This window comes from Alsobacter metallidurans (genome assembly GCF_014636935.1).
GTDB classification, from domain to species: Bacteria; Pseudomonadota; Alphaproteobacteria; order Rhizobiales; family Beijerinckiaceae; genus Alsobacter; species Alsobacter metallidurans.
Window position 1 is genome coordinate 1,716,301 of record NZ_BMES01000002.1, and the last position, 20,324, is coordinate 1,736,624.

At 68.5% G+C, this 20,324-nt stretch carries 17 protein-coding genes; 6 read left to right on the top strand and 11 right to left on the bottom strand.

From position 1 onward, the window contains the following. Window positions 1-9: 9 nt before the first annotated feature. The 7 genes from IEV99_RS18435 to IEV99_RS18465 form a co-directional block, all read right to left on the bottom strand. On the bottom strand, window positions 10-1,407 hold the full coding sequence (locus tag IEV99_RS18435) for an MATE family efflux transporter (RefSeq protein ID WP_188519180.1): 1,398 nt from the start codon (window positions 1,405-1,407) through the stop codon (window positions 10-12). Window positions 1,408-1,660: 253 nt separating this feature from the next. Next, on the bottom strand, window positions 1,661-2,146 hold the full coding sequence (locus IEV99_RS18440; protein WP_244643921.1) for a BA14K family protein: 486 nt from the start codon (window positions 2,144-2,146) through the stop codon (window positions 1,661-1,663). 86 nt (window positions 2,147-2,232) lie between these two features. Continuing rightward, window positions 2,233-2,826, bottom strand: coding sequence for a hypothetical protein (locus IEV99_RS18445; RefSeq protein WP_188519181.1), 594 nt, complete (start codon window positions 2,824-2,826; stop codon window positions 2,233-2,235). 373 nt (window positions 2,827-3,199) lie between these two features. Next, window positions 3,200-5,224: an RNA polymerase sigma factor RpoD gene (gene rpoD / locus IEV99_RS18450; RefSeq protein WP_188519182.1), complete on the bottom strand. Its 2,025-nt coding sequence runs from the start codon at window positions 5,222-5,224 to the stop codon at window positions 3,200-3,202. Window positions 5,225-5,452: 228 nt separating this feature from the next. Further along, entirely contained in the window at window positions 5,453-7,402 is a 1,950-nt protein-coding gene (gene dnaG, locus IEV99_RS18455) for a DNA primase (RefSeq protein WP_188519183.1), read from the bottom strand. A 137-nt stretch (window positions 7,403-7,539) separates the two neighbouring features. Continuing rightward, entirely contained in the window at window positions 7,540-8,166 is a 627-nt protein-coding gene (locus IEV99_RS18460; RefSeq protein WP_244643922.1) for a Uma2 family endonuclease, read from the bottom strand. Between the two features lie 77 nt (window positions 8,167-8,243). Beyond that, the gene (locus IEV99_RS18465) at window positions 8,244-8,696 is read right to left on the bottom strand and encodes a GatB/YqeY domain-containing protein (protein ID WP_188519184.1); all 453 of its coding nucleotides are present in this window, start codon (window positions 8,694-8,696) and stop codon (window positions 8,244-8,246) included. A gap of 256 nt (window positions 8,697-8,952) precedes the next feature. Here IEV99_RS18465 and carA point away from each other — a divergent pair, with 256 nt between their 5' ends. From carA to IEV99_RS18480, 3 genes are all read left to right on the top strand, one after another. Continuing rightward, window positions 8,953-10,173 carry a glutamine-hydrolyzing carbamoyl-phosphate synthase small subunit gene (gene carA / locus IEV99_RS18470; RefSeq protein WP_188519185.1) on the top strand — a complete coding sequence of 407 codons (1,221 nt, stop codon included), beginning with the start codon at window positions 8,953-8,955 and terminating at the stop codon, window positions 10,171-10,173. A 95-nt stretch (window positions 10,174-10,268) separates the two neighbouring features. Next, complete coding sequence (locus IEV99_RS18475) at window positions 10,269-10,607, top strand: c-type cytochrome (protein ID WP_188519186.1); 339 nt, start codon at window positions 10,269-10,271, stop codon at window positions 10,605-10,607. Between the two features lie 98 nt (window positions 10,608-10,705). Beyond that, entirely contained in the window at window positions 10,706-11,419 is a 714-nt protein-coding gene (locus IEV99_RS18480) for a class I SAM-dependent methyltransferase (protein ID WP_308469381.1), read from the top strand. Here the strand turns inward: IEV99_RS18480 and IEV99_RS18485 are convergent. Both IEV99_RS18485 and IEV99_RS18490 read right to left on the bottom strand, forming a co-directional pair. Then, window positions 11,416-11,724: a hypothetical protein gene (locus IEV99_RS18485; RefSeq protein ID WP_188519187.1), complete on the bottom strand. Its 309-nt coding sequence runs from the start codon at window positions 11,722-11,724 to the stop codon at window positions 11,416-11,418. The two genes, IEV99_RS18480 and IEV99_RS18485, sit on opposite strands and share 4 nt — an antisense overlap. Window positions 11,725-11,809: 85 nt before the next feature. Further along, window positions 11,810-12,238: a GtrA family protein gene (locus tag IEV99_RS18490; RefSeq protein WP_188519188.1), complete on the bottom strand. Its 429-nt coding sequence runs from the start codon at window positions 12,236-12,238 to the stop codon at window positions 11,810-11,812. 277 nt (window positions 12,239-12,515) lie between these two features. On the opposite strand from IEV99_RS18490, the gene carB reads away from it, so the two are divergent. The 3 genes from carB (at window position 12,516) to IEV99_RS18505 (ending at window position 16,932) form a co-directional block, all read left to right on the top strand. Then, window positions 12,516-15,848 carry a carbamoyl-phosphate synthase large subunit gene (gene carB / locus IEV99_RS18495; protein ID WP_188519189.1) on the top strand — a complete coding sequence of 1,111 codons (3,333 nt, stop codon included), beginning with the start codon at window positions 12,516-12,518 and terminating at the stop codon, window positions 15,846-15,848. A 114-nt stretch (window positions 15,849-15,962) separates the two neighbouring features. Next, the gene (gene greA / locus IEV99_RS18500; protein ID WP_188519190.1) at window positions 15,963-16,436 is read left to right on the top strand and encodes a transcription elongation factor GreA; all 474 of its coding nucleotides are present in this window, start codon (window positions 15,963-15,965) and stop codon (window positions 16,434-16,436) included. After that, entirely contained in the window at window positions 16,420-16,932 is a 513-nt protein-coding gene (locus IEV99_RS18505) for a hypothetical protein (protein ID WP_188519191.1), read from the top strand. The genes greA and IEV99_RS18505 overlap by 17 nt, the downstream gene beginning before the upstream one ends. A 271-nt stretch (window positions 16,933-17,203) precedes the next feature. Here the strand turns inward: IEV99_RS18505 and IEV99_RS18510 are convergent, their stop codons facing one another. Then, window positions 17,204-19,672, bottom strand: coding sequence for a sensor histidine kinase (locus IEV99_RS18510; protein ID WP_188519192.1), 2,469 nt, complete (start codon window positions 19,670-19,672; stop codon window positions 17,204-17,206). Beyond that, window positions 19,647-20,318, bottom strand: a complete 672-nt coding sequence (locus IEV99_RS18515; RefSeq protein WP_188519193.1) for a response regulator transcription factor — start codon at window positions 20,316-20,318, stop codon at window positions 19,647-19,649. Before IEV99_RS18515 ends, IEV99_RS18510 begins: the two co-directional genes overlap by 26 nt. Window positions 20,319-20,324: the final 6 nt, after the last annotated feature.

Sequence of the window (20,324 nt, forward strand, 5' to 3'; positions counted from 1 at the left end):
CGTGTCTCTTTAGCGCAGACCCGCGGTGAGCCCTAGCGCGTCGCGCCGCGACCAGCGCCACAACATCAGCGCCGCCACCACGGTGAGCCCGCTCGCCAGCCCGGCCCAGACGCCGGCGCCGCCAAAGCCGAGCGGAAACGCCATCACGGCCCCGAGCGGCAGGCCGATGCCCCAATAGCCGAGCGCCGCATAAAGCATGGGCACACGCGTGTCGTGCAGCCCGCGCAACATGCCGGCGCCCACCACCTGCGCGCCGTCCGCCACCTGAAACAGCGCCGCAAAGGCCAGAAACAGGGTCGCGGTTTGCGCCACAGCCGCGTTGGCGGGAAGCGAGAGATCCAGAAACGCGCCGATCAGCAGCCGCGGCGCGGCCAGCATCAGGATCGCGGTGAACACCATGAAGCCAACGCCCAAAGCGAGCCCGGTCCAGCCCGCCACCGTCACGCCATGGCGGTCCCGCGAGCCGAAAGCCCGGCCCACCCGCACGGTCGCGGCCTGCGCGATGCCGAGCGGGACCATGAAGGTCAGCGACGCGATCTGGATCGCAACCGCGTGCGCGGCGAGCGCATCGGGGCCGATGATCCCCATCAGCATCACGGCCGCGTTGAAGATCGAGACCTCGAAGATCACCGTGAGGCCGATCGGCAGGCCGATGCCCCAGAAAGCCTTGAACCGCGGCCAGTCGGCGCGCCAGAGCCGACCGAAGAGCCGGTAACGGCGGAACCGCCGGTCGGTGGTCAGCACCACGACGAGGATCGACGCCATCAGGATGGTGGCGCTGAGCGTCGCCAGCCCGGAGCCCCGCAACCCCATGGCCGGAAAGCCCCAATTGCCGAAGATCAGCACCCAGTTGGCGAGCGCGTTCACGCCCAGCCCGATGAACACCGCCATCATCGCCCAGGCGGGCCGCTCCATCGCGGCCATATAGGACCGGAAGGTGAGATACAGCAGAAACGGCAGCATGCTCCATTGCAGGAACCGCAGGTAGCCGCCCGCCGCCGCCGCAAGATGAGGCTCCTGCCCGAGCATCAGCAGCACGCTTTCGCCGTTCCACAACACGATCCAGCACGGGATCGCGATGCACAGGGCGGCCCAGATGCCCTGCCGCACGGTGCGGCGCACCATCTTCACCGAATGCGGCTTTCGCCCGCGCTCGGCCGCCACCAGCGCCGAGGTTGCGCTCATCACGCCGATGCCGAAGATCAGGAAAAAGAAATAGAGGTTCGCCCCGAGCGCGCTGGCCGCAACGGCGTCCGGCCCCAGGCGGCCGAGCATCAGCACGTCCGTCGCCGTCATGCCGGTCTGGGCCACATTGGTGAGGATCAGCGGCCAGCTCAGGCCAAGGGTCGACCGGATCTCTCCCACCCACGCATCGCGGGTCGGCCTGGCGGCGATTGCTTCGTTCATTCGCGCGGTTGTAGTGCGATTGGCGGCCGGGGGCCACCCTCGCCTGATCAACACGGGAGCCGAATATGCAACTCACGCCGTCACTGCGAGCGCAGCGAAGCAATCCAGCCTAAAGCCCGCCCGTTAAGCTGGATTGCTTCGCCTCCGGCTCGCAACGACGGCGAGGCGCTGCGGCGTTGCAGGTGGCTCCCGAAAAAACCACGCACGAAAAAGGCCCGCCGAAGCGGGCCTTTCCGATGTCGCTCCAGACCCATCAAGGGCAGGAGTGACGCAGGCCGTCGTAACCCAGGTAGGTGCCGCTGGCCGGGTCATAGGAGCGGAAGCGCTGGGCGCAGTAGTCGGCCGAGCCGCCGGCGTCCACCGCGCCATAACCGTAGCCGGGCTCCACATAGGTGGTGCGCGGCTGCGAGAGCACGCCGCCGATGATGGCGCCTGTCGCCAGGCCGGCGATGCCGGCCGCGGCCGCGCCGCCCCAGTTGTTGCCACGACGATAGTAGCTGTAGCGCGGGCCATAGCCGCGACCGTAGTAGCCGCCGCGATAGCCGCCGTAGCTGCGATAGCCGCCGTGACGGCGCCACTGCACCTGCGTGGCGAGGCCACCGTCAGGAGCCGACTGGGCGATCGGGGCGGCGGCGACAGGCGCCGCTGTGGCCGGCTTGGCCACGATCATGGAAGCGCCGGCCAGCGAAGCGGCGGCGAAGATCATCGTCAGGGACGTGCGCGGAAGAGCCAAGCTCATGGATTGCTCCTATTATTGTCGATTGCGGAGTCAACGCATGACCCTGCCGATAGGTCCCCGACGCGACGCTACGCCCCAGCCTACCCTCAGGGTGTCTTCGGAGCGGCGCCCGGCGCCGTCGACCCGGGCCCCACCGCGCCGCCCGTGGACGGGCTCGTCGAGTCGCTTGAGCCGGAGCTGCGGCTTCTCGATCCGCTGGACGTCAGCGTCTTGGCCTGGTCCATCAGGCTCGTCGCCGCGTCCACGCAGGCCTTCATGCTCTCGGACGGGTTGCAGCGCACCGCGAGGCGCACGTCGCCGGCGCGCAGCATGAAGCTGGCCCCGCCCATGCGGCGCATCATCTCGCCATGCATGCGGCCCATGTCGCCCTGCATCATGTCCCCGTGCATCATGCCGCCCTGCATCATGCCGCGGCCGCCGTCGGCGCGACCCTGCCCGCGCATGTCGTTTCCACGGCGCTCGCCCCCGTCGCGCCAGGCGCTGCGGTTGTCGTGCGACTGATCGTGCTCGTCGTCGTCCTGGTCGTCGTAGCGGCCCTGATTGGACTGGCCGCGCCAATCGCCCCGGCTGCCCGACTGCTGCATCCAGTCGCCGCGGCGGTCCCAATCGCGGCCGTCGCTCTGGGCCTGAGCCGCCATCGGCAGGCAGGCGAGCGCGCTCGCCAGAATGATCATGCGCATCGTGGTTCTCCCTGGGCTTCACGTCGTTCGTGTCCCGCCGCGAGGCGAGAGCCGTGGGAACGCGCGCCAAGAGACGGTCGTTCCGGCGACTGTCCCGATTGTCCGCCCCAATGGCGGCGACGCGATGGTGGAGCGACGCCTCTTGCAATCGGTGCGCGCATCGCCATCTAGGGATCAGACGATGGCGTGGAGCTGCAAGGTTCCGCCGTCGGATCGCCGCCACGCTATGGGCTCGAAGTCGCCGGATGTACGCGCTTCGCCCCTGACCGTGGCGGTTTGCTTTTGTGGGGCCTCGCAGCCCTCGCCTCAACAAAAAGCCCGCCTTTCGGCGGGCTTTTTCGTGTCTGCGACCCGGGCTGCGCCGGACCGGCGCTCAGTTGTCCAAAAAGCTGCGCAGCTTGCGCGAACGGCTCGGGTGCTTGAGCTTGCGCAGGGCCTTGGCCTCGATCTGGCGGATGCGCTCGCGCGTCACCGAAAACTGCTGGCCGACCTCCTCCAGCGTGTGGTCGGTGTTCATGCCGATGCCGAAGCGCATGCGCAGCACGCGCTCCTCGCGCGGGGTGAGCGAGGCCAGCACGCGCGTGGTGGTCTCGCGCAGGTTGCTCTGGATCGCCGCGTCGATCGGCAGGATGGCGTTCTTGTCCTCGATGAAGTCGCCGAGATGCGAATCCTCCTCGTCGCCGATTGGCGTTTCGAGCGAGATCGGCTCCTTGGCGATCTTCAGCACCTTGCGCACCTTCTCGAGCGGCATGGCGAGCTTTTCGGCCAGCTCTTCCGGGGTCGGCTCACGGCCGATCTCGTGCAGCATCTGCCGCGACGTGCGGACGATCTTGTTGATCGTCTCGATCATGTGCACCGGGATGCGGATGGTGCGGGCCTGGTCGGCGATCGAGCGCGTGATCGCCTGCCGGATCCACCACGTGGCGTAGGTCGAGAACTTGTAGCCGCGGCGGTACTCGAACTTGTCCACGGCCTTCATGAGGCCGATGTTGCCTTCCTGGATCAAGTCCAGGAACTGCAGGCCGCGGTTCGTGTACTTTTTGGCGATCGAGATGACGAGGCGCAGGTTGGCCTCCACCATCTCCTTCTTGGCCTGCCGGGCCTCGCGCTCGCCCTTCTGCACCATGTGGACGAGCTTGCGGAACTCCTGGATTTCCATCCGGGTGTCGGCCGCGAGCGTGTGGATCTCCTGGCGGATGTCCTTGATGGTGTCCTTCTCGGACGCGATCAGCTCCTTCCAGCCGCGGGTGCCGAGCTTCGACACGCGCAGCACCCACTTGGGGTCCAGCTCCGAGCCCTGGTAGTTCTTCAGGAAGTCCTCGCGCGACACGCGATAGCTCTCGGCCAGGCGCATGAGCCGGCCTTCGAGGCTGATCAGCCGCTTGTTGATGTCGTAGAGCTGCTCCACCAGCGCGTCGATGCGGTTCTGGTTGAGCGACAGCGACTTCACGTCGGTGACGATCTCTTCCTTGAGCTTCTTGTATTTGCGCTCCTGGGCCGGCGAGAGCGTCGTGTTCTGCAGCTTGGACTCGACGTTCTGGTCCTGCAGGCGGCCGAGCTTCTTGTAGGCGTCCGCAATGCGGTCGAAGGTTTCGAGCACCTTCGGCTTCAGCTCCGCCTCCATGGCCGACAGGGAGACGTTGTTCTCCATGTCGTCTTCCTCGAGGTCGCCCTCGGGGATCGGCGCTTCCTCGCCTTCGGCGCGCGCTTCCGGCTGCGGCGGAGCGACGCCGTCCACGACCTCGCCGCCCTCGCCTTCCGGCTTGGGACCGTGCTTGCCCTCGGGGCCCGCGTAGGTGGCTTCCAGATCGATGATGTCGCGCAGGAGGACCTTGGCCTCCATGAGCTCGTCGCGCCAGATGATGATGGCCTGGAACGTCAGCGGGCTCTCGCAGAGCCCGGCGATCATCGCCTCGCGGCCAGCCTCGATGCGCTTGGCGATCGCGATCTCGCCCTCGCGGGAGAGAAGCTCCACCGAGCCCATCTCGCGCAGGTACATGCGAACGGGATCGTCCGTGCGGTCGGTCGGCTCGGCTTTTTCGGCGCGCGCCACCACGGCGCGCGGCGCGGCCTCCACGAGGTCGCCGCCGGGTTCGTCGTCGTCGTCCGCCGCGGCGGCGCCTTCGCCGCCCTCGGTGCGCTCGCTGTCGGCCTCTTCGGAGTCCACCACGTTGATGCCCATGTCGTTGAGCATCGCGAAGATGTCTTCGATCTGGTCCGAGGTGTTCTGATCCGGAGGTAGAACCTCGTTCAGTTCGTCATGCGTCACATACCCGCGCTTTTTGGCGAGCTTGATCATCCGCTTGACGGCCTGGTCGGTCAGGTCGAGAAGCGGGCTATCGACCTGCGGCGCATCAGCCACGTCGCCCTCGTTCTTCTCTGTCGTCTTCGTCGCCATGCCCGGTCGCTCCAAGCCTGTCCCGCTCGCCGCGGGCTTCTATCAACGCAATGCAGGGCGGAAAGGACCGTAGCCCGTCCGCCCACGCCACATGCAATCCGGATCAAACTCGCGAATCGTTTAAGTCACCCTTAACCTACCCGCGACGCTCCGGCGTCCGTCGTGCCCCAGCGCACATTTCCCGGCTCGCGCTCCGACGGAACGCGTGGGATATCTGGGCCGGCAGCCTCAATCGTTCGCCGCAAGCGGATCGTCGCCGCGCCCGAGCTTCTCGATTTCGGCTTCCATCCCGTCGATGGTGGACAGCTGCAATCGGAGATCCCGGATCCATGCGAGGCTGGCCTCGCTCTCGTCCTGGGCGAACGCCATTTCGGCCAATCCGAGTTCCTTATGTAGCGTCCGCGCCTTGTGATGCAAGGTCGTGGCCTGACGAAGGCTTTCCCTGACTTCGTCGGGATCGGCCGAAGAGTCAAGGCACCACCGGTCGCCGGGGCGGACGGCCGCCTCCAGGCGCGCCAGCAGCGGGCCCAACCCCTGCGCCTCCAGGGCGGCGCGCACGTCCGTGGCCGACCCGCGCTCCAGGTGCGCGTCGATGTCCACCAGCGCCTGCCGCAGGCGGTTGGTGTCCGGGTGCGCGAGGTCGAGCTCGCCCAGCGCCTCCGCCTGCGTGGCGAGCAGCATCCGGTGCGCCGCGAGCGCGAGCAGGATCAGGGCCTCGCGCGGCGACACGGTGGGCGCCTGCGAGAACAGGGGGCTGCGCGCCAGGCTCTCGGACGCCCGCATGGGCTCGGACCCGAACCCGCCCCGGCGCGGGTCGCCGCGGCGCTGGCCCCCTCGCGCGGGCGCGCCCGCGCCAGGACGCGCTCCCCCATAGGCGCCGCCCGGGCGCCCGGCCCCGTAGCCGCCGCCGCGCGGCGTCAGCTCGCGCATGCGCGCGTCCATCTCGGCGCGGTAGTGCCGGCGCAGGTCCTCGTCGCGCACGCCCGCCAGCAGCGTGCGGATGCGCCGCTCGAGCATGGCCTTGCGCTCGGGCGTGTCGAGCGGGCCCGCCTCCGTCTCCCGGCGCCAGAGCACCTCCGCCATCGGGAGCGCGCCCTCCAGCACCCGCGCGATGGCGGGCCCGCCGCCCGAGCGCGCCAGATCGTCCGGGTCCTGGCCCTCGGGCAGGAGCGCGAAGCGCAGGGACTTGCCCGGCTCCAGGAGCGGGAGCGCGACCTCGATCGCCCGGTAGGCCGCGCGCTGGCCCGCCTTGTCCCCGTCAAAGCACAGGATCGGCTCGTCCGTCATGCGCCAGAGCAGCGTGAGCTGGTCGGGCGTCAGCGCGGTGCCGAGCGGCGCGACGGCGTGCGGGAAGCCCGCCACGCTCATCGCGATCACGTCCACATAGCCCTCCACCGCGATCACGGTCCCGCGCTCATGGGCGGCCTTGCGGGCGTTGTGATGGTTGTAGAGCACCGCGCCCTTGTGGAAGAGCGACGTCTCGGGGCTGTTCAGGTACTTGGCCGGCACGTCGGCCTGCAGCGCCCGCCCGCCGAACGCGATGGCGCGGCCGCGGATGTCCCAGATCGGAAACATCAGCCGGTCGCGGAATCGGTCGAACGGCACCGCGACGTCGTCGCCATGCACCAGCAGCCCGGTCTCGATCATGGCCCCGACGCTGACGCCCTTGCCGGCGAGATGATCGCGCAACCCGTGCCGCTCGGCGCTCGAATAGCCGAGCCCGAAACGCTCGCGCACGTCAGGGCCGAGCCCCCGGTTCTCGCAATAGGCCCGCGCCTTCGCGCCGACCCGGCCTTCCAGCTGCGAGCGGTAGAAATCCGCCGCGAGTTGCATGACCTCGTTGAGGCCCCGGACCTTGCGCTCTTGCTCCTCGGCTTCGCGGGAGATCTTGGGCAAGGCGACGCCCGCCTGCCCGGCCAGCCGCTCCACCGCCTCCGGAAAGGCGACGCCTTCCGTCTCCATCACGAAAGCAAAGATGTCGCCATGCTTGCCGGACGAGAAATCGTGGAAGAAGCCCTTCTGGTCGTTGACGAAAAAGGAGGGCGACCGCTCGGCGTTGAAGGGCGACAACCCCTTCCACTCGCGCCCGGCCTTCTGCAGGCGCACGCGCTTGCCCACGACCTCCGAAACCGGAAGCCGCGCGCGGATCTCATCAAGGAGGCCGGGCGGAAATTTCATGTCCTGTCAATATAGGGCCGCGCCGAGTCGACCGAAATGGCCGGCGAGTTACGCCCGCAATCCACAGGGTCCTTCAACGACAACCAGGATGTCCTCGCGCCTGCTCATCTTTTGGGCCAGCAGGGCCGAACGGCGGATCATGGGAGATCCGCTGCGTCCCACTCCAGGTCGAGATCATCGAGGCGAAGCGGAAGGTCCGGCGCGAGACCGGGAACCAGCCGTTCAGAGGCTGGCTGCACGGACACGTGCGAATAGCCGCCCGCACCCGGGCCGGTAAACACGTGCGTCTCCCGCCGCACGGCGTCAATCACCCACAGTTCCGGCACGCCGAAGCGCGCATAAATGGCGGGCTTGCGGTGGAGATCGTAGCCGAGGCTCGAATCCGACACCTCGACGGCCAGCAGGATGGTGGGACCCGCAATCGTAGCAAGCGTCACGGGTTTGCGGAAAACGACGAAGTCGGGTTCGAGAAATGTATCCTCAGAGAGACGGAACGTCGTTTCCGGCACGATTCGAAGATCATCGGGTCGCTGCCGGATCCATAGGTCGTTCAAGGCCGCCTTCACCACCTCGTGCCGAATCCCCTTTGCAGGCATCACCACGAGCTCCCCGCCGATGAGCTCCAAGCGGTCGTCCTCGGCGAGGATCCCGGCCTCGACCAATTGTTCGACCTCCGCCACCGAGAAGGCGCGGCGAGGCAGCCCTTCGGCGGCCTGGGTCTGGCGGATGGGGCCGGGGATCTGGACCGGAGCATTCATCGGCATGAGCCTATCATGCCAATCCGCGGGCCGTTTAGCGAGCGCGCCGGTTGTGGCCGGCGCACGCCCCTCCGCCAGCCGCTTCACCCCTGCAGCTTGGCCTTTATGGCGGCGCTCGCCCTGCCGAAATCCATCTTGCCGGCGTAGCGCTCCTTCAGGGCGGCCATCACCTTGCCCATGTCCTTCATGCCGGCCGCGCCGGTTTCGGCGATCACACCGTCGATGGCCGACGACACCTCGGCGTCGTCCATCTGCTTGGGCATGAACGACATGATGATGGCGATCTCCTCGCCTTCCTGCTCGGCGAGCTCGGGGCGGGCGTTCTCCTGGTAGATCTTCTGCGATTCCTGCCGCTGCTTGATCATCTTCTGCAGCAGGCCGAGGATCTCCTCGTCGCCGAGCGGCTCCTTGCCGGCAGTGCGCGCCTCGATGTCGCGATCCTTCAGGGCGGCCGTGATCAGCCGCACGGTGGAGATCCGGCGCTTGTCGCCCGCCTTCATGGCCTCTTTCAGCGCAGTGGTGAATTGCTCGCGCATGGCGCTCGTCTTTCCTGGTTGAGGCTTTCGGCCGCCCTGCCCGATTCGGCGAGCGAACGGCGGCGGAAACGGTAAGTCACTGAAAGCGGTTGTGAATTCCGGAATGCTTTCCGGTTGACGCCGCGCGCCCGTCCCCCTAGTTTGCCGGTCCGGCGCTCGGGTCCCAAGGACCCGGGCCGCGAGCGTGCGACGGATGTGCAACGCTCCCAGGCGCGGCGATGAGTTCCGCGTCCGGGCGGCAGGACTTAGGACGAAAATGGCGACGCTTCAAGATCAAGCCCCCGGGCAGGCCCAGGGCGCGACGGATCACGGCGGCTGGGCGGAGCCCCGCGCCACGGCGCTGCTCGTGCTGGCGGACGGCACGGTGCTGGAAGGCTTCGGCGTCGGCGCCGAGGGCTCGGCCGTCGGCGAGGTCTGCTTCAACACCGCGATGACGGGCTATCAGGAAATCCTGACCGACCCTTCCTATGCGGGCCAGATCATCACCTTCACGTTCCCGCATATCGGCAATGTCGGCGTCAACGACGAGGACGTCGAGACCGTCAACATGGCGGCCAATTCGGGCGTCCGCGGGGCCATCCTGCACACCGTCATTACGGACCCGTCCAACTGGCGCGCCGCCCGCCACTTCGACGCTTGGCTGAAGAGCCGCGGCATCGTTGGCCTCGCGGGGATCGACACCCGCGCGCTGACGGCGCTGATCCGCGAGAAGGGCATGCCCAACGCCGTGATCGCGCATGCGCCGGACGGCGTGTTCGACGTCGAGGCGCTGAAGCGGGAAGCCGCCGCCCTGCCCTCCATGGACGGGCTCGACCTCGTCCCCATGGTGACGGCGGCGCAGCGCTACGGCTGGGACGAGAAGAGCTGGAAGTGGGGCGAAGGCTTTGGCCTTCAGGAGAATTCCACCCGCCACGTGGTGGCCATCGACTACGGCGTGAAGCGCAACATCCTGCGCCTGCTGGCCGACCGCGGCTGCAAGGTCACGGTTGTGCCCGCCACCGCGACCGCCGAAGACGTGCTGGCGCTGAAGCCGGACGGCGTGTTCCTGTCCAACGGCCCGGGCGATCCGGCCGCGACCGGCGAGTATTCGGTCCCGGTGATCCGCGCGTTGCTGGACCAGAAGGTCCCGACCTTCGGCATCTGCCTCGGCCACCAGATGCTGGCGCTCGCGGTGGGCGGCAAGACCGCCAAGATGCACCAGGGCCACCATGGCGCGAACCACCCGGTGAAGGACTTCACGACCGACAAAGTCGAGATCGTGTCCATGAACCACGGCTTTGCGGTGGACCGGGACAGCCTGCCGGCCAACGCCAAGGAGACGCATGTCTCGCTGTTCGACGGCTCGAACTGCGGCATCGCCCTCACCGATCGCCCCGCCTTCTCGGTGCAGCACCATCCCGAGGCATCGCCCGGCCCGCAGGACAGCCACTACCTGTTCGACCGGTTCGTCGAGATGATCGACGCCAACAAGCGCTGACCCAGGCGCGCCTTGCCCTCGCGGGCTAGGCGCTGCACCATCGTGATCCCCCCGATTCACGCTGCTGCCCCTCGCGCAGCGTCTGGGAGGTTGCGATGAACAGGGTGTCGATCTGCCTCGCGGCTGCGGGAGTGGCTCTGGCCGTTTTTCCGGCCGTCGCCGCCAACCTGAAGCGCGGCGCCGCAATCGCGCAGGCCAATTGCGGGCCCTGCCATGCGGTGGGGCGAAGCGGACCGAGCCGCAACGCCGCCGCCCCGCCCTTCCGGACATTGTCCGCGCGCTATCCGATCTCATCGCTGCAGGAGGCGCTGGCCGAAGGCATTATGGTCGGCCATGAGGACGTGGGCATGCCCGAGTTCAACTTTTCGGTCGAGGAGGTCGACGACCTGGTGGCCTATATCGACAGCCTCTCTCCGCGCAAAAAGAAGCGCTGAACCGCTGGAGCCGCGGTCCGCTTTTCTTGTTGTTCCAGCCGGTTACAATCGGCGCACAACCGTCGGCGGCCCATCCTTCGCCGCGAGGGGAAGGCTTGATGGCGATGTCCTGGCGTGAGTTTTTCGACGGCGACCACGCTCTCTACGTGAACGAGCGGCACAAGCTTCTGCATGGCCGCATGGTCGCGCGCGACGTCGCCGCGCTGGTGCGTGCGCTCTCGCCGGCCGACCGCAAGCCCGTGGTGCTGGATTTCGGCTGCGGCGAGGCGTTGGAGGCCAAGGTCGTGGCGGCGGTTGCCTCACGGCTGATCCTCTCGGACGCCGCGCCGGGCGTGCTGGCCGGGGTGCGCGCGCGGTATGCCGGCGATACCGCCATCGAGGCGCTCTCCCCCGAAGAGGTCGACGCGCTGGCCCCGGGGTCGATAGACGTGGTGGTCGTCAACTCGCTGCTGCAATACCTGCCGCGCGCCGAACTCGACCGCCTCCTCGCCCAATGGCGCCGCCTCCTGCGCCCCGGCGGCCACCTCGTTCTCGGCGACGTAATCCCGCCGGACGTGAGCCCGGTGACGGACGCCGCCGCGCTGCTGCGCTTCGGCTACGAGGGCGGCTTCCTGCTGGCCGCCGGCGCGGGGCTTGTCCGCACCGCGCTATCGGATTACCGCAAGCTGCGCGCTGAGCTCGGCCTCTCCACCTACGACGAGAACGCCATGCTGGCGATCCTCGAAAACGCCGGCTTCGACGCCGAGCGCCGCCGGCCGAACATCGGTCATAACCAGGCGAGGATGTGCTTCGTGGCGACGCGGCCCGACTAGGCGGCTGACCGGGCTTCCAGCCGCTCCCGGTGCTGCCGGCGCTTGACGACCGTCAGCGCGATCACGATCGCGCAGCCCGCCGTGTTGACGCCCGAGATGAAGGCGAGCCACGGGTCGTGCAGGTTCACGGCCGCGTAGCCCAGCGTCGAGCCGTTGGCGCAGGTCCACATCGCCCAGGTGCTGTACGAGATGGCCGAGGCCCCGTGCTCGTCGCGGGCGACCTTGATGATTTGCGGCACGTAAGAAAAGACACGCAGAAAATTGAAGAAGCTGAAGAGCGCCAGCATCAAGTCGGCAGTACTCATTCCACCCTCGCGCGGTGTGCGGCTCAAGCCGTGACGCCCCGCAATCGAGTGTGCACGATCCACTGCGCCTCATCTGTGCCTTGCTTCACAGGGGCGCGGGGGGAATCTCCCGGTGACCCTGGAACGTCCACCACCGATTGGCCGCAAAGCTCCAGAGCATCACGCAGCCCGTGGTGATGATCTGCGCGAGCAGGTACGGAATGGCCCATCGCGCGTGCAGCAGGCCCATCGCGAGGCCGGTGAGCACGAAGCCCACCGCGGCCACCAGCGCGAAGCGCCAGGTCGCCTCGCCATGCGGGCGGTTGCTGCGGAACGCATAGCGGCGGTTCAGCGCGTAGGAGACCACTCCGCCCGCCACGTAGCCGGCCAGCGTGGCGGCCACCACGGGCGCGCCGGCGCCCTCCACGAGGGCGACCAGCACACCGTAATGCGCGAGGGCCGACACCAGCCCGACGCCCGCGAAGGCGGAGAACTGGCGCTTCAGGGCGGAGGCGGGGGGCTGCGGCGAAGGCATGGCGGGCTTGTGGGCCCCCGGCCCCGCGCGGTCAACCCGCCCGCGAGCGCATCCTCCACAGGCCAGGCCGCGTTTCCGCTTCCCACGGCTTCGATTCTCGTCTAAGGACACCCGACTTTCGGCGGGAAGTCTCGATAACCGGCGTCCCCGCCCGAAACCTGATCCAGGTTCCCGCGAGGACGCGCTCCGGCCGTGTTGATGGCCGACAGCGCGGCCTTTTTTTGTGCGCGCGTCCAGGCGGAGTTCCGGCTGGCGCATAGCCCTGACGAAGAGCGACATGCCAAAGCGGACAGACATCTCCACCATCCTGATCATCGGCGCGGGCCCCATCGTCATCGGACAGGCCTGCGAATTCGACTACTCCGGCACCCAGGCCGTGAAGGCCCTCAAGGAAGAGGGCTACCGGATCGTGCTGGTGAACTCGAACCCGGCTACGATCATGACCGATCCGGACATGGCGCACCGGACCTATGTGGAGCCGATCACCGCCGAGGTGGTGGCCAAGATCATCGAGAAGGAGCGCCACGCCGTTCCGGGCGGCTTCGCGCTGCTGCCCACCATGGGCGGCCAGACGGCGCTGAACTGCGCGCTCTCGCTGAAGAAGCTCGGTGTGCTGGAGAAGTTCGACGTCGAGATGATCGGCGCCACCGCGGAGGCCATCGACAAGGCCGAGGATCGCGAGCTCTTCCGCGACGCCATGACGAAGATCGGGCTCGACACGCCTCGCTCGCACCAGATCAAGACGTTGGCGGGCGCGCTGGAGGCGCTGGCCGACATCGGCCTGCCCGCCATCATCCGGCCCTCCTTCACGATGGGCGGCACCGGCGGCGGCATCGCGTACAACAAGGCCGAGTTCATCGAGATCATCGAGCGCGGCATCGACGCTTCGCCCACCAACGAGGTGCTGGTCGAGGAAAGCGTGCTCGGCTGGAAGGAGTACGAGATGGAGGTGGTCCGCGACCGCGCGGACAACTGCATCATCATCTGCTCCATCGAAAACATCGACCCGATGGGCGTGCACACGGGCGACTCGATCACCATCGCGCCCGCGCTGACGCTCACCGACAAGGAATACCAGCGCATGCGCGACGCCTCGCTGGCGGTGCTGCGCGAAATCGGCGTCGAGACCGGCGGCTCCAACGTGCAGTTTGCCGTGGACCCCGACACCGGCCGCATGATCGTGATCGAGATGAACCCGCGCGTGTCGCGGTCGTCGGCGCTGGCCTCCAAGGCGACCGGCTTCCCGATCGCCAAGGTCGCGGCCAAGCTGGCGGTCGGCTACACGCTTGACGAGATCGCCAACGACATCACGGGCGGCGCGACCCCGGCCTCGTTCGAGCCGACCATCGACTACGTGGTCACCAAGATCCCGCGCTTCGCCTTCGAGAAGTTCCCTGGCGCCGAGAAGACGCTGACCACCTCCATGAAATCGGTCGGCGAGGCCATGGCGATCGGCCGGACCTTCCAGGAATCGCTGCAGAAGGCCCTGCGCTCGCTCGAGACGGGCCTCACCGGCCTCGACGAGATCGAGATCGAGGGCCTGGGCCTCGGCGACGACAAGAACGCCATCCGGGCCGCGCTCGGCACGCCGACGCCTGACCGGCTGCTGCAGGTCGTTCAGGCCATGCGCTATGGCTTCGACGTCGAGCAGATCTACCAGGCCTGCAAGATCGACCGCTGGTTCCTGGAGCAGCTCTGGTCGCTGGTCGAGACCGAGAACAAGGTCCGCGCGCTCGGCCTGCCGACCACGCCGGGCGCCTTCCGGCAGCTGAAGTCCATGGGCTTCTCGGACGCTCGCCTCGCCGTGCTGGCCAAGCTCCCCGAGGCGGAAGTGTCCAAGCGTCGTCGCGCGCTCGAGGTGCGGCCGGTGTTCAAGCGCATCGACACCTGCGCGGCCGAGTTCGCGTCGCCGACCGCCTACATGTACTCCACCTACGCGCCGCCCTTCTCGGGCGCCTTCGCGGACGAGGCGCAGCCCTCCGACCGGCGCAAGATCGTGATCCTGGGCGGCGGGCCCAACCGCATCGGCCAGGGCATCGAGTTCGACTATTGCTGCTGCCACGCCTGCTTCGCGCTGAGCGACGCCGGGTTCGAGACCATCATGGTCAACTGCAACCCGGAGACGGTCTCGACCGACTACGACACCTCCGACCGGCTCTATTTCGAGCCGCTCACCGCCGAGGACGTCACCGAGATCCTGCTCAAGGAGAAGGAGAACGGCACGCTGGTGGGCGTCATCGTGCAGTTCGGCGGCCAGACTCCGCTGAAGCTCGCCAAGGCGCTGGAGCAGGCCGGCATCCCGATCCTGGGCACCTCGCCGGAGGCGATCGACCTCGCCGAGGATCGCGACCGCTTCAAGCGCCTGCTCGACAAGCTCGGCCTCAAGCAGCCGCAGAACGGCATCGCCTATTCGGTGGAGCAGAGCCGCCTGATCATGCAGGACCTAGGCCTGCCGCTGGTGGTGCGCCCGTCCTACGTGCTCGGCGGCCGCGCCATGGAGATCATCCATGACGAGGCGATGTTCGACAAATACCTGCTCGGCACCCTGCCCGAGCTGGTGCCCAACGACATCAAGGCCCGCTATCCCAACGACAAGACCGGCCAGATCAACACGGTCCTGGGCAAGAACCCGCTGCTGTTCGACCGCTACCTGACGGACGCCATCGAGGTTGACGTCGACGCGCTGTGCGACGGCAAGGACGTCTATATCGCCGGCATCATGGAGCACATCGAGGAGGCCGGCATCCACTCGGGCGACAGCGCCTGCACGTTGCCGCCGCACTCGCTGAAGCCGGAGACGATCGCCGAGCTGGAGCGCCAGACTCGCGAGCTCGCGCTGGCGCTGGATGTCGGCGGCCTCATGAACGTCCAGTACGCGCTGAAGGACGGCGACATCTACGTGCTGGAGGTGAACCCCCGCGCGTCCCGCACGGTGCCGTTTGTCGCCAAGGTGATCGGCGAGCCCATCGCCAAGATCGCTTCGCGCATCATGGCGGGCGAGAGCCTGGCGAGCTTCGGCCTCCAGCCGAAGCAGCTCGACCATATCGGCGTCAAGGAGGCCGTGTTCCCGTTCGCGCGCTTCCCGGGCGTGGACGTGCTGCTCGGCCCGGAGATGCGCTCCACCGGCGAGGTCATCGGCCTCGACAGCTCCTTCGGCATCGCCTTCGCCAAGAGCCAGCTCGGCGGCGGCGCCTCGGTGCCGAAGGCCGGCGCGGTGTTCGTGTCGGTGCGCGAGGACCACAAGCCCCGCATCGTCGAGACCATGCGGACGCTGGCGGATCTCGGCTTCAAGATCATCGCCACCTCGGGCACGCAGCGCTTCCTGGAAGAGCACGGCGTCCATGCGGCGAAGATCAACAAGGTGCTGGAAGGCCGCCCGCACGTGGTCGACGCCATCAAGAACGGCGAGATCCAGCTGGTGTTCAACACCACGGAAGGCAAGCAGGCGCTGGTGGACTCGCGCTCGCTCCGCCGTGCGGCCCTCTTGCATAAGGTGCCGTATTACACCACGCTAGCGGGAGCCGTGGCTGCGGCGCAGGGGATCAAGGCCTACGCGGGCGGCGATCTCCAGGTTCGCGCGTTGCAGGACTACTTCACGGCCCGGGGCTGAGTTTCGCCAAGGGCGGACCTCAACGTCCGAAAGTGATCCGCCGTCGTCCGGGCTCTTGAAAGGGAGCGTCGGGACGGCGGCTTTTTCGGATTTTCTGATCGAACGGAAGCAGTGATGGAAAAGATTCCGCTGACCCCCTCGGGTTACAAGTCCCTCGAGGATGAGCTGAAGCACCGCCAGCAGGTCGAGCGCCCGCGCATCATCCAGGCGATCGCGGAAGCGCGCTCCCATGGCGATCTTTCGGAAAACGCCGAATATCACGCCGCCAAGGAACAGCAGTCCCTGAACGAGGGTCGGATCGCCGAGCTCGAGGACAAGTTGTCGCGCGCCGAGATCATCGACATCAGCAAGCTGTCCGGCGGGACGATTAAATTCGGCGCCACCGTGAAGCTCATTGACGAGGACACGGACGAGACCAAGACTTACCAGATCGTCGGCGAATCCGAGGCCGACGTGAAATCTGGACGGGTGAGCATAACTTCCCCCATCGCTCGCGCGTTGATCGGCAAGAAGACCGGTGACTCGGTCGAGGTCAACACGCCTGGTGGAGGCAAGAGCTATGAAATCGTGGATGTCGCGTTCGTTTGATCGTCGCGCGGTTCTGGGCCTGGGCGCATCCGCGCTCGCGGCCGGCATCGTCGCGTCCTCGCCCGTGCTGGCCCAAATGGCCGGCGGACCGGCGATCAGCGGCATCTCGGTGGACATCCGGCCGCTCGAGGCCAAGGGCCTGAACGGCTTCGCGGAGGCGCTCGGCGCCGCCGTGCACCGTCAACTCTCGAGGGAATTCGCCGGCCAGATTACGCGCGATCGCCGGGCGCCGGTGCTCTATGTCCAGCTCACCGCCATCTCGATGACGCCTCCGGCCGGCCCTGCCGTGGGCCGGGGCCGCGGCGGCGGCGGCGGCGCCGAGAGCGACTTCCTGGAAGGCACGGTGTCGCTCGGCGGCCAGAGTTTCCCGTTGCTGGTGCAGCAGAACGCCGGCACGGCCGGCGACTGGCGCCGCCCCGAAGTCAACGACCGCCGCCGCTTTGACGCGCTGGCCTACGCGTTTGCGCACTGGGCCCGGCGGAAGGTGGGCGGGTAACGGCAGCGCCGCAGCCCCACCCTCCCCTTGAGGGGGAGGGTCGCCGCGCAGCGGCGGGGTGGGGTGCTGCAGGGCGTGACGCTCATCTATGCGGCGTGGGTCCACGCCAGCGTGCGTCTTTGGTCAGCCTCAACCCTGCCCCGCCGGCATCCCACCCCGACGGCCTTCGGCCGTCTGCCCTCCCCCTTAAGGGGAGGGTGGGCATCGAGGCTTCGAAACTGCGAGCGGCCACACGACTGCGCAGAAGCCATCCTCCCCTCGCTTAATTCACCTAATTCGGCGAGACAATCTGCAGCCAGCTTTGCAGAAAGCGTGAGCGTCGTTGCTGGTCCAGAAACGCCAGCAGCCAAGGGCCGATGGTGATCGGCTGGAGCGGGCCCCTCGCCTGCTGGGCGATGGCGGCCGCCGTGCCGGGGCCCTCGCCCAGAATCGCGCCGAGCCCGGCCGCTCCCGCCACAACGGACTGGCCGCGCGGCGAGAGCGTGTGGTCCACGAAGGCCCGGGCAAGGTCGGGATGGGGCGCGCTGCGCGGGATCAGCATCACGCGGCTCAGCACCAGCGTGTAGTCGCTCGGCGTCACGACGCCGATGCGGGCGCCAGCGGCCCGGCGCGCCAGCGCGTAGGAGCCGAGAGCGTTGTACGCCATCGCGAGTTCGCCGCGTTCGACCTTGTCGATCATCTCGCTTGTGCAGCACACGAGCTGCGCGCCCGCGCCGCCCAGCGCGCTGGCGACGCGCCAGAACAGGGAAGACACCTGCGCGTCTTGCGCCGCAAGCAGGTGACCGACGCCGCTCTTGACGATGTCGTAGGTCGCGACCTTGCCGCGAAAGCGCTCGGGATTGCGGTCCAGCAACTGCACCCAGGCCGAGCGCGAGCGCGGCGCCTCGGGCACCAAGTCGGGATTGTAGACGATCACGGCCGGCTCGAATGTGAAGCCGAACACCTCGTTGCGCCACCGCGCCCAAGCGGGCAGCGCGCGCGTGAAAACGGAATCGTGCGCCAGCGCCAATCCGTCATTGGCGAGCTTCACCTGGAGGTCAATGGCTGAGCTCACCAGCAGATCCGGCTTGGGCTGCAGCGCCCCGGCCAGGAAGCGCTCCTGCAATTCTCCGGTGTCGAGCTCCAGGTAGACGACGCCTTGCCCCGCATGAGCGGCGCGGTAATCCTCGATCAGGGGCGCGAACTGCGCCGCGTCCGTGGTGCCGGCGATCACAAGCGGCCGGCCGCCGCCATCCCCGAAGGCGTGGACGCGAACGTCGGCGGCGCGGGCTGACGCGAGCGGGGCCAGCATGGCGCCGATCGCCAGCAGCGCCGCGACGCCGCCCATCAGAGCCGATCGCGCCGGCGCGGCCTCGGCCTCCAGCGTCACCGAGGCGTGGAGCCCGCCGCCGGGTCGGTCGGCCAGCGTCAGCGCCCCGCCATGACCGCGCGCCACCTGGTCCACGATGGACAGGCCGAGCCCCGAGCCCGTGCCCTCGCGGGCGCGGCGGCCGCGCCTGAAGCGCTGCAGCACCAGCGCCTTTTCGTCGTCCGGGATGCCGGGCCCCCGATCCAGCACCGCGATAATGACGCGCCCGGGCCCGGGCTGGCTCACGGTCACCTCGATGAGACCTTCGGGCGCATGCAGCAGCGCGTTCTCGACGAGGTTCTTCAGCATTTCGCGCAGGGCGATGCGGTCGCCCGAGATCACCGCGCCGGCGGCGGCCGGATCGAGACTGGTGCGGATGCGCCCGGCTGCGTCCGGATCGAGGCTCTTCAGCGCGTCCTCGACGATGCCGGCCACCGGCGCGGGGGCGACGTCGCGGCTCTCCAGCCGATGGATGAGCGTGGCGTCCATCAGCACCTGGCCGACGAGTTGGCTGGCCTGCACGGCGTTGGCATGGATGCGCGCCAGCCTGTCGCGCAGCCGCGCCGGGTCGGTTTCCTCCAGGGCGATCTCGGATTGCGCCCGCAGGGAGGCGAGCGGCGTGCGCACCTGGTGGGCGGCGTCGGCCAGAAGCGAGCTCAGCCGGCCGAACACGCTGGCGAGCCGCGCCATGAAGTCGTTCAGCGCCGTCACGAGCTCGTCGACCTCGTGCGGCACGGGGGCGGCGAGCGGCGCTAGATCGTTGGGCGCGCGGCCGCGCAGCTCGCGCTCGATCGCCCGCAAGGGCCGCAGCGCCCGCTTCACGCCGAAATGCACCAGCAGCAGCGCAAAGCCGGCCAGCGCCAGCAGCGGCCACACGGCGCGCTGGATCAGCTCGGAGGCGAGCAGCGCCCGCGCGTCGCGCGTCTCGCCGACCCGCACGGTGACCCACCCTGCGCGATCGCCGAGCGACACCAGGCGGCCCACCGTGACGACGCGGATCTCGTCGCCCCGAAAAGCGAGGTTCTGGAACACCGGGTCGGCCGAGCGGGCCGCCGGCAAGCCTTCGCCGAGGTCGGCGTAGCCCGTCACCGGGCGGCCTTCCGGGTCCAGCACCTCGTAGAAGATGCGGTCCTCGGCCGCGAAGCCCAGCATGGCCAGCGCCGCGAACGGCACCTCGACGGCGACCTTGCCCTCCTCGGCCTGCACCGCGCCCGCGATGGAAAGCGCCGAGGCGGCGAGCAGCCGGTCGAACGCCGCGTCCGCGGCCTGGCGCGAATACACGGCGCTAATCGCCACCAACGCGACGGTTGCGACCGCAAGCGCCGCCGTGGCGGCGGCCAGCAGCCGCCGGCCGATCGAGAAGCCGCTACGCCTCGTGGGGACGAGCCGCATAGCCGGCGCCTCTCACGGTGACGATGCTGAGGGGCGCGCCGTGCAACTTGCGGCGCAGGCGAGAGACGTAAAGTTCCAGCGCGTTCTCGGAGACCTCGTCCTCCAGGCTGAAGAGCTGGTCCATGAGCCGCTGCTTGGGGATCACTTGCCCAAGACGGCTGGTGAGGATTTCAAGCAGCCGGAACTCGCGCCGGCTGAGCTCCAGCGGCCGCGCGCCGAGCTGCGCCGTGCCGGCCGCATGATCGAGCACGAGGTCGCCGATCCGCACCGCGCTGGCCGCCGCGCCGGACGGGCGCCGCAGCAGGGCGCGCAGCCGGGCCTCCAGCTCGCGCAGATCAAAGGGCTTCACCAGGTAGTCGTCCGCGCCGAGGTCCAGGATGCCGATCTTGTCATCGATCTCGGAGCGCGCCGTCATCACCAGCACGGGTGTGGCGATGCGCGCGGCGCGCAGCGCGGCCAGCACCGCGAAGCCGTCGCGGCCCGGCAGGTTGATGTCGAGCAGAATGGCGTCGAAGCTCTCGCCCAGCCCAAGCTCCGCGGCCGCATCGCCGTCGCGCGCCCACTCCACCGCATGGCCCGAAAGCCGCAGCTTGGACGCGACGGCGTCGCCCAGATCCTCCGAATCCTCGACCAGCAGAATACGCACGCGCGA

What these genes read in the sequence shown, in the direction of transcription:
- IEV99_RS18505 (WP_188519191.1), top strand. Translation starts at nt 16,420, where the DNA reads ATGTCGCGTTCGTTTGATCGTCGCGCGGTTCTGGGCCTGGGCGCATCC.
- IEV99_RS18510 (WP_188519192.1), bottom strand. Translation starts at nt 19,672, where the DNA reads ATGCGGCTCGTCCCCACGAGGCGTAGCGGCTTCTCGATCGGCCGGCGG.
- IEV99_RS18465 (WP_188519184.1), bottom strand. Translation starts at nt 8,696, where the DNA reads ATGCGCGAGCAATTCACCACTGCGCTGAAAGAGGCCATGAAGGCGGGC.
- carA (WP_188519185.1), top strand. Translation starts at nt 8,953, where the DNA reads ATGGCGACGCTTCAAGATCAAGCCCCCGGGCAGGCCCAGGGCGCGACG.
- IEV99_RS18490 (WP_188519188.1), bottom strand. Translation starts at nt 12,238, where the DNA reads ATGCCTTCGCCGCAGCCCCCCGCCTCCGCCCTGAAGCGCCAGTTCTCC.
- IEV99_RS18475 (WP_188519186.1), top strand. Translation starts at nt 10,269, where the DNA reads ATGAACAGGGTGTCGATCTGCCTCGCGGCTGCGGGAGTGGCTCTGGCC.
- carB (WP_188519189.1), top strand. Translation starts at nt 12,516, where the DNA reads ATGCCAAAGCGGACAGACATCTCCACCATCCTGATCATCGGCGCGGGC.
- IEV99_RS18445 (WP_188519181.1), bottom strand. Translation starts at nt 2,826, where the DNA reads ATGCGCATGATCATTCTGGCGAGCGCGCTCGCCTGCCTGCCGATGGCG.
- IEV99_RS18435 (WP_188519180.1), bottom strand. Translation starts at nt 1,407, where the DNA reads ATGAACGAAGCAATCGCCGCCAGGCCGACCCGCGATGCGTGGGTGGGA.
- IEV99_RS18440 (WP_244643921.1), bottom strand. Translation starts at nt 2,146, where the DNA reads ATGAGCTTGGCTCTTCCGCGCACGTCCCTGACGATGATCTTCGCCGCC.
- dnaG (WP_188519183.1), bottom strand. Translation starts at nt 7,402, where the DNA reads ATGAAATTTCCGCCCGGCCTCCTTGATGAGATCCGCGCGCGGCTTCCG.
- greA (WP_188519190.1), top strand. Translation starts at nt 15,963, where the DNA reads ATGGAAAAGATTCCGCTGACCCCCTCGGGTTACAAGTCCCTCGAGGAT.
- rpoD (WP_188519182.1), bottom strand. Translation starts at nt 5,224, where the DNA reads ATGGCGACGAAGACGACAGAGAAGAACGAGGGCGACGTGGCTGATGCG.
- IEV99_RS18480 (WP_308469381.1), top strand. Translation starts at nt 10,706, where the DNA reads ATGGCGATGTCCTGGCGTGAGTTTTTCGACGGCGACCACGCTCTCTAC.
- IEV99_RS18485 (WP_188519187.1), bottom strand. Translation starts at nt 11,724, where the DNA reads ATGAGTACTGCCGACTTGATGCTGGCGCTCTTCAGCTTCTTCAATTTT.
- IEV99_RS18460 (WP_244643922.1), bottom strand. Translation starts at nt 8,166, where the DNA reads ATGCCGATGAATGCTCCGGTCCAGATCCCCGGCCCCATCCGCCAGACC.